Consider the following 15046-nt stretch of genomic DNA (forward strand, 5'->3'; position numbering starts at 1 on the left):
CGCTGACGCTTGCCCAGGATCTCGCTCGAGTAAGCTGCGCTTACTTGAGCTCGACCTTCGCGCCAGCCTTCTCGAGCTGGACCTTGAGCTTCTCGGCCTCGTCCTTGTTCACGCCTTCCTTGACAGGCTTCGGCGCGCCCTCGACGAGGTCCTTTGCTTCCTTCAGGCCCAGGCCGGTGATGGCGCGGACTTCCTTGATGACCTCGATCTTCTTCTCGCCGGCGGCGGCCAGAACGACCGTGAACTCGGTCTTCTCTTCCGCCGGAGCGGCGGCAGCAGCGGCAGGACCGGCAACGGCCACGGCCGCAGCGGCAGACACGCCCCACTTTTCTTCGAGGAGCTTCGCGAGTTCGGCAGCTTCGAGCACAGTGAGGCTCGAGAGGTCGTCAACGATCTTCTGCAAGTCAGCCATTGTTCTGTTTCCTTAACTAGTCTGGTTCGGGTTTGAGTTTTGCGAAGGGCGTCAGGCCGCTTCGCTCTTTGAGGCATAAGCCTGAATGACGCGCGCGAGCTTGCCCGCGGGCGCGTTTGCGAGCTGCGCAAGCTTGGTCGCCGGGGCCACGAGGAGGCCGACGATCTTGGCACGCAGTTCGTCAAGCGACGGCAGCGAGGCAAGCGCCTTCACGCCGTCGACATTCAGGACGGTCGTTCCCATCGATCCGCCAATGATGACGAACTTTTCGTTCGCCTTGGCGAATTCGACGGCGACCTTTGGCGCCGCTACCGGATCGTTCGAAGTAGCGATCACGGTCGGTCCCTTCAGCATGGGGCCGATGGCAACGACGTCAGTGCCTTCAAGAGCAATTTTGGCGAGACGGTTCTTCGAGACCTTCACCGAGGCGCCAGCCTGCTTCATCTGCGTACGCAGCTTCTGCATCTGGGCAACGGTCAGGCCGGAATATTGGGCAACGACCGCGACGCTCGTGGCCTTGAAGACCCCATTGAGCTGTTCGACCGCTTCCTTTTTTGCCGCTCGTTCCACAGCAAGCTCTTTCCGGTTGGCGGTCATCGCAAAAGCGGGACCGCCGGGTTGCACCCATCGTCCCGCCCAAACCTGAACCTCAGGGTCAAAACCCATCGGACACGCCGGGCAAGACGACAATTCAAAGCCTGCCCTCCGGGAGCCCGCTAGAGCCCACGGCGTGTCGAGGTCCGAACCAAACCCATTTCGCACCTGCCCGAAGGCGAAGCGCGACGTGAAATCCGGTCTTCACCCGTCTATGCAGGCCATGCGATTAAGCCGTTGGGAAATCGAAACTTCCCGCGGGCGCCTGCAGTCTTGGACAGGACAAGGCCAGCCGGCGAACCGCCTGACCTCTGCCCGCATCCCACCAACCGATGGCTTTCCTTCCTTTTCCGGAAAATCCTTGCGGACGTCCTGAAAAGGAATGATCTCCTGTCGTGTCGGGTTTTCGGAATGCGTGCACGAACGCGCCAGCCAAGGCCGGTGCGTCCGGAGGCGGTTCTTTAACCCCTCTCGGCCTGATTGCCAAGAGCAAAATTCGCACCAGTTCCAATCGATTGGTGCCGGGGCTTGATCTTGGCCCAAAAGGACCGATTCAGGGCGTTTTGACTTCATACGGCAACGACTTGCCCTCGAAAAACGCGGTCAGGTTCGCCAGCACGCAATTCTGCATGGCAACATGCGATTCGAGGGTGTGTCCGCCGATATGCGGCGCCAGCACCACGTTGGGAAGGGCGGTCAGCGCGTCGGGCGCGTGCGGTTCTTTGTCGTAGACGTCGAGGCCGGCCCCGGCGATGACCTTGTCGCTCAGGGCCGCAACGAGTGCCTTCTCGTCGATCACCGAGCCGCGGGAGATATTGACGACATAGCCGTCCACGCCCAGACGCTTGAGGATACCGGCGTCGACGACGTGCTGGGTCTCAGGACCGGCGCGGACCGCGATCATCAGCACGCTGCACCAGTCGGCGAGCGCTTCCAGCGACGGGAAATAGTTGTACGGCAGATCGTACTTGCTGCGGCTGAAATAGCCGACCTCGCTCTCGAAAGCCGCGCAGCGCGCGGCGATCTTGCGGCCGATCTCGCCCATGCCGTAGATGCCTATGCGGCGGCCGGGCATGCCGGCCTGCGGCCGCATCATCGGCGACGGTTTCGACGCAGCCCAATCGCCGCTGCGAACATACTGATCGGCGACCAGGATCCGCCGCGTCGTCGCAAGCATCAGGGTCATCGCGATGTCGGCGACCGAGGCGGCATTGGCCCCGGGGCTGTGCCCAACCGCGATGTTGCGCGCGGCGGCTGCCTTAAGGTCGATGCCGTCGTAGCCGGTGCCGTAGCAGACGATGGCGCCGAGTTGTGGAAACAGGTCCATCGCCTCGGCTTCGAGCGGCGTTCCGCCAGCCGTGAGCATCGCGCGAACGCCGCCGAGTTCGTCGGCCGAAAACACCTCCGGCGCCGGCTTGCCACCGGTGTCGAGCAGGTCGAATCGCTCGGCGAAGCGCGCCATCATCGACTTGGGAAAGCGCGAATAGATCAGGACCTTGTCAGCCATTGTTGTCGTTTCCGGTAAACGCCGCCACAAACGATGAGGGGCGGAATCGGTTGCCCGATTCCGCCCCTCATCTCACGCAATTTCCAAACCTCAGCCGAGAATGGTGCCCGGTTCGACCTTCACGCCGGGGCCCATCGTCGAGGACACCGCAACGCGCTGGATGTAGGTCCCCTTGGAACCGGCGGGCTTGGCCTTCGAAACAGCGTCGGCCAGAGCCTTGATGTTCTGGACCAGCTTCTCCTCGGAGAACGAGGCCTTGCCGACGCCGGCCTGCAGGATGCCGGCCTTCTCGACGCGGAACTCGACCGAGCCGCCCTTGGCACCCTTGACCGCACCGGTGACGTCCATGGTCACGGTCCCGATCTTCGGGTTCGGCATCAGGCCGCGCGGGCCGAGCACCTTACCGAGACGGCCGACCAGCGGCATCATGTCGGGAGTGGCGATGCAGCGGTCGAATTCGATCGTGCCGTTCTGCACCTTTTCGACCAGGTCTTCGGCGCCGACGACGTCGGCACCCGCAGCCTTGGCCTCATCGGCCTTGGCGCCGCGGGCGAACACGCCGACGCGGAGCGTACGGCCGGTGCCGTTCGGCAGGGTCACGACGCCGCGGACCATCTGGTCGGCGTGGCGCGGATCGACGCCGAGATTGATCGCGACCTCGATGGTCTCGTCGAACTTCGCTTTCGCGCGTTCCTTGACCATCTTGATGGCGTCCGCGAGCGGATAAAGCTTTTCGCGGTCAACACCTTCGCGGGCTTTGTTCAAACGCTTTCCGATTGCCATGAGCCCTTACCCCGCCACTTCCAGACCCATCGAACGGGCAGAGCCCTCGACCATCTTCATGGCCGACTCGATCGAGTCGCAATTGAGATCCTTCATCTTCTTCTCGGCGATCTCGCGCACCTGCGCTTTGGTCACCGCGCCGGCCTTGTCACGGCCCGGAGCTTTCGAACCGGACTGGATCTTGGCGGCCTGCTTGAGGAAGAACGACATCGGGGGCGTCTTCATCTCGAAGGTGAACGAACGATCGGCGTAGATCGTGATCACTACGGGAATCGGGGTGTTCTTCTCTTCCTTCTGGGTCTGGGCGTTGAACGCCTTGCAGAACTCCATGATGTTGAGACCGCGCTGACCAAGCGCGGGACCGATCGGGGGCGAAGGATTCGCCGCACCGGCCGGGACCTGAAGCTTCAGGTATCCGGTCACTTTCTTTGCCATGCATCACTCCTGTTGTGCCGGCGGGGCCAGCGGTTTCAGGTTCGTGGTCTGGGTCGGATGCGGCTGGCAACCGCCCTCTCCCTCCCACGGCCTCTTGTTGCGTGAGACCGAAGTCGCACGCGTCGTCCGATCAGACCTTCTCGACCTGACCGAATTCCAGTTCGACCGGCGTGGCGCGGCCGAAGATCGACACCGCGACCTTCACGCGCGAGCGCGCCTCGTCGATTTCCTCGACCACACCCGAGAACGAAGCAAACGGGCCATCGGCCACGCGCACGTTCTCGCCAATCTCGAACGACACCGACGCCTTCGGCCGTTCCACGCCCTCCTGCACCTGGTGCAGGATGCGCATGGCCTCGTTTTCCGAGATCGGCATCGGCTTGTTTTCGGCGCCGAGGAAGCCCGTCACCTTCGGCGTGTTCTTGATCAGATGAAACGCCTCGTCGGTCAGCTTCATCTTCACCAGCACGTAGCCCGGGAAGAACTTGCGCTCGGCGTCGATCTTGCGGCCGCGGCGCACTTCCGTGACCTTTTCGGTGGGCACGAGAATCTGCTCGAAAAGATCCTCAAGCCCGCGCTGCTTGGCCTGTTCGCGGATTGATTCCTGAACCTTCTTTTCGAAGTTCGAATAGGCGTGGACGATATACCAGCGCTTGTCGGACGATTGGGTTGCAGCGGCTGTTGCCATCAGTGAATGCCCAAAAGGAAAGTGATGAGGTAGCGGATGATCTGGTCGGCAGCGAAGAAGAAGACCGACGCCACGGCGACCATGATGAACACCATGATGGTGGTGATCGTCGTCTCGCGGCGGGTCGGCCAGGTGACCTTGGCGGTCTCCGAGCGCACTTCCTGCAAGAACTTGAACGGGCTGACTGCCATCGTTTGATGTCCAACGTCCGTCGACAGACGCGAATGAATTTCGGGGATCCGAACAGCCGCCGTTGGCCCAGCCCTCTGTCTCGAAGGATGAGCCGGAAACCGGGCTCGATTGTTCGGGGATTTCAAAGCCGCGCCGGATATCCGCATCTCAACGGGCCGGCTGCGAGTGCGGGGTAGATACTGCGGATGCCGCCAAAGGTCAAGATGCGAGCCGGCCGGCATGCTCGCGGCCGCGACTTGCGGACCTGATCGGGATCAATGGCTTACCCGGTCATGGTGAACCGCGGCACGAGCTTCCGGGCGTTCTGGTCGCAGGCGGCGGGGATTAGCTGGCAGGAGTGGCAGGGCTCGAACCTGCGACCCCCGGTTTTGGAGACCGGTGCTCTACCAATTGAGCTACACTCCTACGGACCCTGCGTCGCCGCGGATCAAGGGCGCTTTCAAGCACAAGGGGCGGCCGGATTGCAAGGACGGATTGCAAGGGTGAAGCGCGTCGGCCTCGCTTGTCTGTGCCGCGGCTTCTGGGCCACAGTTCGCTACCAAGGATAAAGTGCCCCGGGAGTGAACATGACCGCCACAGCCGCCCCTCACGCCGCCATCGCGCCGAAAACCCCGCCTTTGCCCGAGGCCAAGCCCGAGACGCTGGGGCTGTCGCGGTCCCGCCTCCAGGCGATGTCGGATGCGTTCAAGCGCGAGATCGACAAGGGAACCGTGCCCGGCGTCACCGTGCTGGTGGGCCGGCGTGGCCAGGTCGGCTGGTTCGAGGCGATCGGCAAACAGAGCCCGGCAGGTGCGGCGCCGATGGCGCATGATTCGATCTTCCGGCTCTTCTCGATGACCAAGCCGATCGTGTCGGTCGGAATCATGGCGCTGGTCGAGGACGGCCACCTGCTTCTGAGCGACGCCGTCGCAAAATTCATCCCCGAATTCTCCGACCAGAAGGTCGGGCTGGTCAGCGGCGGCAAGCTGGAGCTGGTTCCGCCCAAGCGGCCGATGACGGTGCAGGACCTGCTCCGCCACACTTCGGGTCTGACCTACGAGCACCAGGGCGACGGCCCCGTCCACAAGCTCTACCAGGATTCGCGGGTGCGCAGCCGCAAGATCACCAATGCCGAGCATGCCGCGCTGGTGGCGAGCTTTCCGCTCGTCTGCCATCCCGGCGACGAGTTCAACTACAGCCGCTCCACCGACATCCTCGGCCGCATCATCGAGGTCATCAGCGGCAAATCGCTCGGCGCCTACCTCACCGACCGCATCCTCGCGCCGCTCCAGATGGCCGAGACCGGTTTCTCAACGGCCGAGGCCAATGCCGGCCGCCTCGCCGAGCCCTTCGCCGCCGACCCCTGGACCGGCGACAAGGTGGCGCTGTTCAACATGCTGGAGCAGCCCGTGATGGAGTCCGGCGGCGGCGGGCTGGTTTCGACCACCATGGACTACGCCCGCTTCGCGCTGATGCTGCGCAATGGCGGGGCTCTCGACGGCAACCGGATCATCGGCCGCAAGACGCTGGAGCTGATGGCGTCCGATCACCTCGGACCTCACGTGGTGACCAACGGCACGCTTCTGTCGCCCGGCCACGGTTTTGGCCTCGGCTTCGCCGTGCGCCGTGACGCCGGCATCGCCCCGTTCCCCGGCAGCGTCGGCCAGTATTTCTGGAGCGGCATCGCGGGCACGTTCTTCTGGATCGATCCGAAAGAGGACCTGTTCGTCGTGTTCATGAGCCAGGGCCCGGGCCAGCGCGACTACACGCGCACGCTGGTGCGCGATCTGGTTTACGCGGCGGTGGATTGACCCGAAGGGTCATTCCGGGGCGGTCCGCAGAACCGAGCCCGGAATCTCGAGATCCCGGGTTCACGCTAAGCGCGCCCCGGGATGACGCTCTATTCGCCTCAACTAATCGTCGCGCCGCCGTCGATCACCATGGTCTGGCCGGTCATGAAGTCGCCGGCCTTCGAGCCGAGGAACACGGCTGCGCCGGCGATCTCGTCCGGAATGCCGATGCGCAACAGCGGCGAGCGCGCGGTGGAAGCTTTCAGGTTCTCCGGGTTGTCCCATAGCGCCTTGGCGAAATCGGTCTTGATCAGGCCGGGCGCGATGCAGTTCACGCGGATATTGTGCGGGCCATATTCGCACGCCAGGTTACGCGCGAGCTGCATGTCGGCGGCCTTGGAGATCGCGTAGGCGCCGAGAATGGTCGAGCCCTTGAGGCCGCCGATCGAGGACACAATGATGATCGAGCCGTCCTTGCGCTCGATCATCTGCGGCACCACCATCGAGATCAGCCAGTTATTGGCGACGATGTTGTTGTCGAGGATTTTCCTGAACTGATCATCGGAGATGCCGGCGAGCGGACCGTAATACGGGTTCGAGGCTGCATTACAGACGAGCACGTCGATCTTGCCGAAGGCGCGGTTGCTCTCGTCGATGAGGTTTTGCAGATTCTCCTTCGACGAGATGTTGGCGGCGATCGCCACCGCCGTGCCTTTCCCGAACTTGTCGTTGATCCCCTTCGCGACCTGGTCGCAGACGTCGGCCTTGCGCGAGGAGATCACCACCTTGGCGCCGTGCTCGGCCATGCGCTCGGCAATCGCAAGCCCGATGCCGCGCGTCGAGCCGGTGATGACAGCGACTTTTCCCTTCATGTCGAACAAGGTCATGTTTCTCTCCCAGATTGATCTTCGTGTTCATTGTCGTTTCGCAGCGATGCAAAACATCGAACTAGGGTGCGCAATTGCGCACCTGAGAATCTCGAGATTCCGGGTCCGGTCCTGCGGACCGGACCCGGAATGACAGCTCGCTCAGGCGAGCTTCTTGACTTCCGGTCCTGCGAGCTGATGCATCTCCGCATGCGCATCGTCCGCGATCCACGGCTGCTGGTTCACCATCGGCAGTCGCCAGACCGAGCGCTCGGAACTTGCAAAATAATCCAGCCTCGTGATCGAGCAATTGTCGATGTCGAACGACAGCGCCTTCTCGAGCTGGCCATCGAGCGCCAATCCCAGCGCGGCCTTGATGGTGCCGCCATGCGCGACCGCGATGACGTCCCGACCGGCGGCATCATGGTTGATGCGCTCGACGGTGCGGCGGGTGCGGTTGTAGAGATCCATGAAACTCTCGCCACCGGGCGCGGGCTCGTTGATGTCGGCAAACCAGCTCGAGCCCACCGGGCGGCTTGCGATGAATGCGGCGCGGTTCATGCCCTGCCAGCGGCCGAGATTCTGTTCGGCGAGGTCCGCTTCCCACGTCATCGTCGCCGGCTTCGGAAAGCCGGCCGCCCAGATCGCTTCCGCGGTCTGGTGCGTGCGCATCAGGTTGCTCGAATACCACACCGCATTGCGCGGCAGCACCTTGGCAACAGCGTTGAACACGTAGGTGTCGCTGGTATCGCAGGCGATGTCGGTCTGGCCGTAGATGTTGCCGCCGTCGTTGCGCACCGGCGCGTGGCGGACCCACCACCACCGTGTCGTGACCACATTCGGCTTGTCTGCGGCTGCCATCGAAACCCTTCCATCCGGTGTGATGTCGCTGTACGTCAGTAGCGAACGTGTCTCAAGACACTTTACCGTTTGAAATCTTGTTTGAAATTCCATCGCGCGGCAAGCGTCGCGCGAGCAGTACAAGGGAGAAACGCATGGGCCGCCTGCAAGGCAAATCCGTCATCATCACCGGCGCTGGCAGCGGCATCGGCCGCGCGGCTGCGCTGCTCTTCACGAAAGAAGGCGCCAAGCTGATCGCGGTCGATCGCACCGAGGCGGTGAAGGAGACCGTGGACGAGGTGAAAAAGGCCGGCGGCATTGCCGAAGCCATGGTCGCGGATGCCGGCTCCGAGCCGGACGTTATCGCGGTGATCGAGAAGGCGGTGAAGACGCATGGCCGGCTCGACGTGATCTGGGCCAATGCCGGCGTGAGCGGCGGGCTGGTGCCGCTCGGAGAGCAGACCGTCGAGCAATGGCAGGAAGTTTTGCGGATCAACCTGATCGGCCCGTTCCTCGCGGTGAAGCATGCAATGCCGCACATGGTGAAGCAGCAGTCCGGCGCGATCGTGCTGACCGCGTCCGTCGCGGGCCTCAAGGCCGGCGCCAGCGGTCATCCCTATGCCGCGAGCAAGGCCGGCGTGATCTCGCTGGTGCAGACCACCGCCTATTCGCTCTCCGGCACCGGCGTGCGCATCAACGCGGTCTGCCCAGGCCTGATCGAGACCGGCATGACCAAGCCAATCTTCGATCGCGCCAAGGAGCGCGGCACCGCCGACAAGATCGGCCAGCTCAATCCGCTCAAGCGCCCCGGCCAGCCGCACGAGCTCGCTGCCATGGGATTGTTTTTGGCCAGCGACGAGGCGTCGTATGTGAATGGGCAAGCGTTCCCTGTGGATGGTGGGTTGACGGCCTCGATGCCGTATGCGGGGAAGCCGGTTTAGCAGGAGCGTTCTCGTGTCCGGACGCGTGCTGCGTCCGGTGCACGCGACCGCAGTTCTGCGCCCAACTGCTTCAACATCGTCATTGCGAGCGTAGTGAAGCAATCCAGACCGTCTCCGCGGAGGGATTCTGGATTGCGCTACGCTCGCAATGACGGAGTGTGGGCGACATTGTCGCTGCTTCAATTCGCATTTCAACTGCAGACACACCTTCGCATCCTCGCGGCCTGTTCGCCCGAGTTTTGCTTCGTCGCCTTGCCCCCAAATGAAAGAGGGCGCAGGGAAGACCGGGTGCCGGCTGGCACCCGCGGTCCACTGTGCGAAGTCGTGGTAAGAAATCTGCACAGCGGCATACAGGTGAAGCCCAACACACGGCCTTCCCTGCGCAGTGGTTTGACAGCTTATGTCGTGCTCTCCCCGGGGAGCGATGCACTATTGCCCCCGTCGCCTCACGGCTGACTGATGTGCGCGCCCGGTCGGGCCACACACATCACCGCAAGACTTGGCGCACAGACCCCGGGCGCCAGGACCACACGATTTTGCCGTACGCGAACCACACCGGTCGTGTGCGCGACGGTTTTGCTCACGGTCGCCCGCCCTGCAAAACCCTTCGCGCCGATGTGGCCCACGTCCACCGCTGCCCGGCCCGCGTTCGTGACGATCGCGATACGCCCCTCTTCCTTGGGCCGGGTTGCGGCAACAGATACGCCATTTCCGAATTTCGGTAAAGCGGAATATTTTTGACGGCACGGGTTGACCGGCAGCTTGGGTGTTTTGCCCGTCGGGCAACGCAAGGGCCGGTAGCATCCGTCGTCGTTCCGGGGCGCGACGAAGGCGCGAAGCCGGAATCCATTTCGCAGCAGATGATGCGGGCCAATGGATTCCGGGCTTGATGCTGCGCATCGCCCCGGAATGACGCTTGAGATGTTGATTTGCCCGACCAGCTACTGCCTTGGTATGGTTCATGCAAGCGACCTATCCTCTGCAATTCCTGACAAGAAGTGACAATGCCAAGCTCAAGACCCGACCGTATCCGCAATCTCCTCGCCGACCTCGTTGGCTTCGACACCATCAGCGACCGCAGCAACCTGCCCCTGATTGCGTATATCGAAAGCTATCTCGCCGCGCTTGGCGTCAAGAGCGAGCGCATCACTGACGCGACTGGGGAAAAGGCCTCGCTGTGGGTCACGATCGGCCCCGAAGATCGGCCGGGCCTGGTGCTGTCAGGCCATACCGATGTCGTGCCGGTCGTGGGCCAGGACTGGAGCCACGATCCGTTCAAGCTGGTCGAGCGCGACGGCAAGCTCTACGGCCGCGGCACTACCGACATGAAGGGCTTTGTGGCCGTGTGCCTTGCGATGGTGCCGGAGATGCTGCAAGCGAAGCTCAACACGCCGATCCATCTCGCGATCTCCTATGACGAGGAGATCGGCTGCGTCGGCGTGCGGCCGATGCTGCACGAGGTCGCCAAGAAGAAAGTGAAACCGCTCGGCTGTTTTGTCGGCGAGCCGACCGAGATGAAGGTCATCATCGGCCACAAGGGCAAGCACGGCGTGCGCGCGACCTTCCGCGGTCTCGCCCGCCACTCCTCGATCGCGCCTGATGGCGTCAACGCGATCGAATATGCCGCCGAGTTGATCACCGAGATCCGCCGCCGCGCGGTGCAACTTGCGGCCACCAAATCAACCGACAGCCTTTACGACGTCCCGCACTCGACGCTGCTCACCAGCATTGTGCATGGCGGCGCGGCGCTCAACATCGTGCCCGACACCTGCACCGTGGATTTCGAATGCCGCGGCATCGGCATCACCGAATCCAGGGAGGTGACGGATGCGATCGTCGCCTGGGCCAAGGCGGAACTCGAGCCGGCAATGAAGGCGCGGCATCCGGAGTGCGGCATCGATTTCGAGGAGATCCTCGACTATCCCGCTCTCGACACCGCGGCGGATGCGACAATCGTCACACTGGCCAAGAGCCTCGCCGGGCGCAACGACCACGCCAAGGTCGCCTTCGGCACCGAGGCGAGCCTGTTCGCCAGCATGGCCGATATCCCCTCAGTGGTAATCGGCCCCGGCGCCATCGCCCAGGCGCATACACCGGACGAGTTCGTGGAGATGGCGGAGCTGGAGAAATGCGCGGTGTTCGTCGAGAAGCTGATCGCGCATTGCGCGAAGGGGTAAGCGGAGTTCGCAATTCCTGGGTCTCGGCTCTGCGCAGCAACGCTCACGCGTTGCAGCGCGTCCGGCACACGAACACCGCTGCTAATCCATCTCGCCACGACGGAATATAGACGCCGGGAAAATGCGGTCTCGTGTCCCGGACGCGGTGCGGCACGAAGTGACGCTCCGCAGAGCCGGGACCCAGCACTTGGCGACGCCGTTCAAATATGCAATCTTAAGTCGGGACGTATATAACCAGCGATTGCGTGTACATGTCCTTTTTCGTTTACATCCTTGCGAGCAAACGAAACGGAACTCTTTATGTCGGAGTTACCAATGACCTTACTCGGCGAATGACCGAGCATAAGGCCAAACTCGTACCCGGCTTCACGCAGAAATATGGCGTGACCTTGCTTGTCTACTTCGAAACCTTCGAGTCCGTACTCGAGGCACGCTCACGCGAACATTCGCTGAAGCGTTGGCGACGCGCGTGGAAGCTCAAGCTGATCGAAGAACTCAATCCGGATTGGCGCGATCTTACGGACGAACTGAATACGTTGGCGACGTGACTGGGTCCCGGCCCTGCGGAGCAGCGCTACGCGCTGCACCGCGTCCGGGACACGAGAGCGACTGAAGAATTGCTGATCCGCCCCACGCCTCAGCGCTCCTGCAAAGCCAGCCGCACGCCAATCGCGCAGTAGATGGTCCCGACCACCTTGCCCTGCCATTTCACGACGGCTGGATGGCGACGTAGCAAATTGCCAAGACGTCCGGCGCCGACGGCGAACACCACCGTGCTGACGAGGCCGAGCAACACGAAGACAGCGCCGAGCAGCGCGAGCTGCAGCGTCATCGAGCCGTGTTCCGGCCGGACGAACTGTGGCAGGAACGCAAGGAAGAACAGCGCGGTCTTCGGATTAAGAACCTCGGTCAACACGGCCTGCCGGAATGCCCGCGCTGCGCTGATCACGGGCGCGCCGCCATTTACCTCAAGCGGCGTCTTGTCGAGCATGGCGCGAATGCCGAGATAGATCAGGAAGCCTGCGCCCGCGTATTTGACGGCGCTGAACAGGAGCGCCGAAGTTGCGATGATCGCAGAGAGGCCGACGATCGCCATGGTGGTGTGGACCACGTCACCAGCCGCAATTCCCGCGCCCGTCGCTATGCCGACCCTGGTTCCCGAGCTCGCGGCGCGGGCCATGGTGAGGAGTGTCGCCGGACCGGGAATGAAGACGAAGCCGAGGACGATGAGGATGTAGGTGATGAGGGTGGCGTGGTCGATCATAGATGCGGCTCCGAAGCGGATCAGGACAGCAGACTGAGCGACGGCGAGTAGTCCACCGGCACAAGCAAGCGGTCCTCGATCTGACCTACCATGAGTCCGTGCTCCGCGTGAGTGACCCGCTTGATCTCGGTCCATTCGGTATCCGCCATGAAGGCCGCCCACGCCGAAATCTTGGCTGCCTCGTCCGGCCACTCCAGGAGATAGGCGAACTCGGTGCGGTCACGGTGTTTCGTCTCCCACATCGCCACGATCCGGAAGCAGTATCGGGTTCGCATGATACGCGCGGCGTGATCGCGGAACCGGGCATGGAATGCGGCCTTGTTCTTCTCGAAAATCTCGTAGATGCGCAGTTGCTGGATCATGATCGCCTCCGTGCGGAGGAGGTAATGTCGAAAGGCTCGCTGTCAAACCAGGGCAAGCCGACCGTCTTCACTAGGGTGGGCAAAGCGGAGCGTGCCCACCACGCTTGCCACGATCGCGGAGAGATGGTGGGCACGGCGCTATGCGCCTTTGCCCACCCTACGCACCCCACCCGCGGCACGCCTCTTCGTCATTGCGAGGAGCTCTTGCGACGAAGCAATCCAGGCTGCCACCGCGGAAAGATTCTGGATTGCTTCGCTTCGCTCGCAATGACGGAGACTGTGGATGCATCGAGGAATTACGAAAGGAAGAAGGCGCGGCCAATCGACCGCGCCTTCGTCTCATTCAAACCGCGCCCGCCTTCTGCGCGTAGTCCCATGAGGCCTGAGACAGCGGCACGGTGCGCTTGGCGGATTCCAGCGCCTTGGCGTTGGCGGCGGTGCCGTCGCGGATGCGGCCGGCGATGCCTTGCGTGATGCCCGCGAGCCGGAACAGGTTGTACGAAAAATACCAGTTGAGATCCGGCACGCTCATCCGCGTGACGTTACAATAGATCTGCGCGGCCTCTTCGACGCTCGGGATGTTCAGCGCCTTGAGATCGACACCCTGTAATCCCGGCATCACCCATTGCATCAACAGATAGGTGAAGTCGGCCATGGGATCGCCGAGCGTCGACAGTTCCCAGTCGAGCACGGCCTGCACGCGGGGTTCCGTCGCGTGGAAAATCATGTTGTCGAGACGGTAGTCGCCGTGGACGATCGAGACACGCGCCTGCTCCGGCACGGTCTTCGGCAACCATTCGGCCACCTTCTCGAACTCCGGAATGGTCTGGGTCTCGGAGGCCCGGTACTGCTTGGTCCAGCGGTCGATCTGACGCGCGAAATAATTGCCGGGCTTGCCGAAATCGCCGAGTCCGATCGCAACCGGATCGAACATGTGGAGCTTGGCCAGCGTCTCGATCTTGCTGGTGAAGATTTTGCGGCGATCCGCCGACGTCTGGCTCGGCAGCGACGGATCCCAGAACACCCGGCCCTCCTCCATCGACATGATGTAGAAAGCGGCACCAATGACGCTGTCGTCCTGGCACAGCGCATAGGCGTGCGCGACCGGAAAGCCCTGCTTTCCCAGCGCCGCAATCACGCGATACTCGCGATCGACCGCGTGGGCCGACGGCAGCAATTTGCCGAACGGCTTTCGGCGCATCACGTAGGAACGTTTCGGCGTGTCGAGCCGGTAGGTCGGGTTCGACTGGCCGCCCTTGAACTGAAGGACGACCAGCGGACCCTCATAGCCGTCGACGTTGTCCCGCAGCCAGGCTTCGAGCCGCATCTCGTCGAAGCGATGACGCTCCTCGACCGGCTTGGTGCCCGAGAACTCCTCGTCTTTCCTGACGCCGTCAGCCAATGTGACGCTCCCTCATTTTTCTTTGTCCGTCATTCCGGGGCGCCTCGAAGAGGCGAATCCGGAATGACGGCGCGGAGAGCGGCTTGCGCTCTCCCCCATTTGATTAGCGCGCGGGAGAATTTGCATACTTCCGAACTTCAAGTCTGGCAATGGCGCGATTATGCACCTCGTCCGGACCGTCGGCGAGCCGCAGCGTGCGGATGCCGGCATAGTCCTTGGCAAGGCCCGCCTCGTCGGACACGCCGGCGCCGCCAAAGGCCTGGATCGCCTCGTCGATGATCTTCAGCGCCATGTTGGGTGCTGCGACCTTGATCATGGCGATCTCGGCCTGCGCGGTCTTGTTGCCAACCTTGTCCATCATGTCGGCGGCCTTGAGGCACAAGAGGCGCGTCATCTCGATGTTGGTGCGGGCTTCGCCAATGCGCTGCTCCCACACCGAATGCTCGACGATCTTCTTGCCGAAAGCGGTGCGCGACATCAGCCGCTTCACCATCTTCTCCAGCGCTTCCTCGGCCTTGCCGATGGTGCGCATGCAGTGATGGATACGGCCCGGACCGAGGCGGCCCTGCGCGATCTCGAAGCCGCGGCCCTCCCCTAACAGGATGTTCTCCTTCGGCACCCGCACGTTCTCGAGCAGCACCTGGGCGTGGCCGTGCGGCGCATCGTCGAAGCCGAACACCGGGAGCATCTTCTCCACCTTGATGCCGGGGGTGTCGAGCGGAACCAGGATCTGCGATTGCTGCTGATGCTTGGCCGCCTTGAAATCGGTCTTGCCCATCAGGATCGCGATCTTGCAGCGGGGATCGCCGACGCC

The 15046-nt window shown here is 62.9% G+C and carries 17 protein-coding genes and 1 tRNA gene; 4 read left to right on the forward strand and 14 right to left on the reverse strand.

Annotated features, from left to right (window positions below; translation table 11 throughout):
* Window positions 1-40 precede the first annotated feature (40 nt).
* From rplL to AC0L2O_RS32945, 8 genes are all read right to left on the reverse strand, one after another.
* A complete protein-coding gene (gene rplL, locus AC0L2O_RS32910; protein ID WP_148750326.1) occupies window positions 41-412 on the reverse strand; it encodes a 50S ribosomal protein L7/L12 in 372 nt (123 codons plus the stop codon).
* A 51-nt stretch (window positions 413-463) separates the two neighbouring features.
* Window positions 464-982, reverse strand: a complete 519-nt coding sequence (gene rplJ / locus AC0L2O_RS32915) for a 50S ribosomal protein L10 (RefSeq protein WP_369723096.1) — start codon at window positions 980-982, stop codon at window positions 464-466.
* Window positions 983-1559: 577 nt separating this feature from the next.
* Entirely contained in the window at window positions 1560-2513 is a 954-nt protein-coding gene (locus AC0L2O_RS32920; RefSeq protein ID WP_473372671.1) for a 2-hydroxyacid dehydrogenase, read from the reverse strand.
* A 90-nt stretch (window positions 2514-2603) separates the two neighbouring features.
* The gene (rplA, locus tag AC0L2O_RS32925; RefSeq protein WP_369723094.1) at window positions 2604-3296 is read right to left on the reverse strand and encodes a 50S ribosomal protein L1; all 693 of its coding nucleotides are present in this window, start codon (window positions 3294-3296) and stop codon (window positions 2604-2606) included.
* 6 nt (window positions 3297-3302) lie between these two features.
* Window positions 3303-3731: a 50S ribosomal protein L11 gene (gene rplK, locus AC0L2O_RS32930; protein WP_007602986.1), complete on the reverse strand. Its 429-nt coding sequence runs from the start codon at window positions 3729-3731 to the stop codon at window positions 3303-3305.
* Window positions 3732-3861: 130 nt separating this feature from the next.
* Window positions 3862-4419, reverse strand: a complete 558-nt coding sequence (nusG, locus tag AC0L2O_RS32935; RefSeq protein ID WP_369723093.1) for a transcription termination/antitermination protein NusG — start codon at window positions 4417-4419, stop codon at window positions 3862-3864.
* On the reverse strand, window positions 4419-4610 hold the full coding sequence (gene secE / locus AC0L2O_RS32940) for a preprotein translocase subunit SecE (RefSeq protein WP_369723092.1): 192 nt from the start codon (window positions 4608-4610) through the stop codon (window positions 4419-4421). The genes nusG and secE overlap by 1 nt, the downstream gene beginning before the upstream one ends.
* Window positions 4611-4940: 330 nt before the next feature.
* Window positions 4941-5016 (reverse strand) — tRNA-Trp (locus AC0L2O_RS32945).
* Between the two features lie 161 nt (window positions 5017-5177).
* Here AC0L2O_RS32945 and AC0L2O_RS32950 point away from each other — a divergent pair.
* Window positions 5178-6401, forward strand: a complete 1224-nt coding sequence (locus tag AC0L2O_RS32950; protein WP_473372672.1) for a serine hydrolase domain-containing protein — start codon at window positions 5178-5180, stop codon at window positions 6399-6401.
* Window positions 6402-6499: 98 nt separating this feature from the next.
* Here the strand turns inward: AC0L2O_RS32950 and AC0L2O_RS32955 are convergent, their stop codons facing one another.
* Entirely contained in the window at window positions 6500-7267 is a 768-nt protein-coding gene (locus tag AC0L2O_RS32955) for an SDR family NAD(P)-dependent oxidoreductase (RefSeq protein WP_219683752.1), read from the reverse strand.
* A gap of 141 nt (window positions 7268-7408) precedes the next feature.
* Complete coding sequence (locus tag AC0L2O_RS32960; RefSeq protein WP_473372673.1) at window positions 7409-8107, reverse strand: histidine phosphatase family protein; 699 nt, start codon at window positions 8105-8107, stop codon at window positions 7409-7411.
* A gap of 134 nt (window positions 8108-8241) precedes the next feature.
* Here AC0L2O_RS32960 and AC0L2O_RS32965 point away from each other — a divergent pair, with 134 nt between their 5' ends.
* The 3 genes from AC0L2O_RS32965 (at window position 8242) to AC0L2O_RS32975 (ending at window position 11752) form a co-directional block, all read left to right on the forward strand.
* Entirely contained in the window at window positions 8242-9027 is a 786-nt protein-coding gene (locus AC0L2O_RS32965; protein ID WP_409188248.1) for an SDR family NAD(P)-dependent oxidoreductase, read from the forward strand.
* 1004 nt (window positions 9028-10031) lie between these two features.
* Entirely contained in the window at window positions 10032-11204 is a 1173-nt protein-coding gene (argE, locus tag AC0L2O_RS32970; RefSeq protein WP_473372674.1) for an acetylornithine deacetylase, read from the forward strand.
* A gap of 251 nt (window positions 11205-11455) precedes the next feature.
* On the forward strand, window positions 11456-11752 hold the full coding sequence (locus AC0L2O_RS32975) for a GIY-YIG nuclease family protein (RefSeq protein ID WP_369723066.1): 297 nt from the start codon (window positions 11456-11458) through the stop codon (window positions 11750-11752).
* A gap of 89 nt (window positions 11753-11841) precedes the next feature.
* Here the strand turns inward: AC0L2O_RS32975 and AC0L2O_RS32980 are convergent, their stop codons facing one another.
* From AC0L2O_RS32980 to AC0L2O_RS32995, 4 genes are all read right to left on the reverse strand, one after another.
* Complete coding sequence (locus tag AC0L2O_RS32980) at window positions 11842-12468, reverse strand: LysE family translocator (protein WP_473372675.1); 627 nt, start codon at window positions 12466-12468, stop codon at window positions 11842-11844.
* Window positions 12469-12488: 20 nt separating this feature from the next.
* On the reverse strand, window positions 12489-12830 hold the full coding sequence (locus AC0L2O_RS32985) for an NIPSNAP family protein (RefSeq protein WP_473372676.1): 342 nt from the start codon (window positions 12828-12830) through the stop codon (window positions 12489-12491).
* Between the two features lie 343 nt (window positions 12831-13173).
* Window positions 13174-14232 carry a phosphotransferase family protein gene (locus tag AC0L2O_RS32990; protein ID WP_473372677.1) on the reverse strand — a complete coding sequence of 353 codons (1059 nt, stop codon included), beginning with the start codon at window positions 14230-14232 and terminating at the stop codon, window positions 13174-13176.
* Window positions 14233-14335: 103 nt separating this feature from the next.
* Window positions 14336-15046, reverse strand: a 711-nt coding sequence (locus AC0L2O_RS32995; protein WP_473372678.1) for an acyl-CoA dehydrogenase family protein, incomplete at its 5' end; no start/stop codon positions are given.

The sequence above is a fragment of the Bradyrhizobium sp. Kon10 genome (assembly GCF_055807395.1).

Coding starts and splice junctions, on each gene's coding strand:
- AC0L2O_RS32965 (WP_409188248.1), top strand. CDS start 8,242: ATGGGCCGCCTGCAAGGCAAATCCGTCATCATCACCGGCGCTGGCAGC.
- rplK (WP_007602986.1), bottom strand. CDS start 3,731: ATGGCAAAGAAAGTGACCGGATACCTGAAGCTTCAGGTCCCGGCCGGT.
- secE (WP_369723092.1), bottom strand. CDS start 4,610: ATGGCAGTCAGCCCGTTCAAGTTCTTGCAGGAAGTGCGCTCGGAGACC.
- AC0L2O_RS32920 (WP_473372671.1), bottom strand. CDS start 2,513: ATGGCTGACAAGGTCCTGATCTATTCGCGCTTTCCCAAGTCGATGATG.
- AC0L2O_RS32980 (WP_473372675.1), bottom strand. CDS start 12,468: ATGATCGACCACGCCACCCTCATCACCTACATCCTCATCGTCCTCGGC.
- AC0L2O_RS32975 (WP_369723066.1), top strand. CDS start 11,456: ATGTCCTTTTTCGTTTACATCCTTGCGAGCAAACGAAACGGAACTCTT.
- argE (WP_473372674.1), top strand. CDS start 10,032: ATGCCAAGCTCAAGACCCGACCGTATCCGCAATCTCCTCGCCGACCTC.
- nusG (WP_369723093.1), bottom strand. CDS start 4,419: ATGGCAACAGCCGCTGCAACCCAATCGTCCGACAAGCGCTGGTATATC.
- AC0L2O_RS32960 (WP_473372673.1), bottom strand. CDS start 8,107: ATGGCAGCCGCAGACAAGCCGAATGTGGTCACGACACGGTGGTGGTGG.
- rplA (WP_369723094.1), bottom strand. CDS start 3,296: ATGGCAATCGGAAAGCGTTTGAACAAAGCCCGCGAAGGTGTTGACCGC.
- AC0L2O_RS32985 (WP_473372676.1), bottom strand. CDS start 12,830: ATGATCCAGCAACTGCGCATCTACGAGATTTTCGAGAAGAACAAGGCC.
- AC0L2O_RS32955 (WP_219683752.1), bottom strand. CDS start 7,267: ATGACCTTGTTCGACATGAAGGGAAAAGTCGCTGTCATCACCGGCTCG.
- AC0L2O_RS32950 (WP_473372672.1), top strand. CDS start 5,178: ATGACCGCCACAGCCGCCCCTCACGCCGCCATCGCGCCGAAAACCCCG.
- rplL (WP_148750326.1), bottom strand. CDS start 412: ATGGCTGACTTGCAGAAGATCGTTGACGACCTCTCGAGCCTCACTGTG.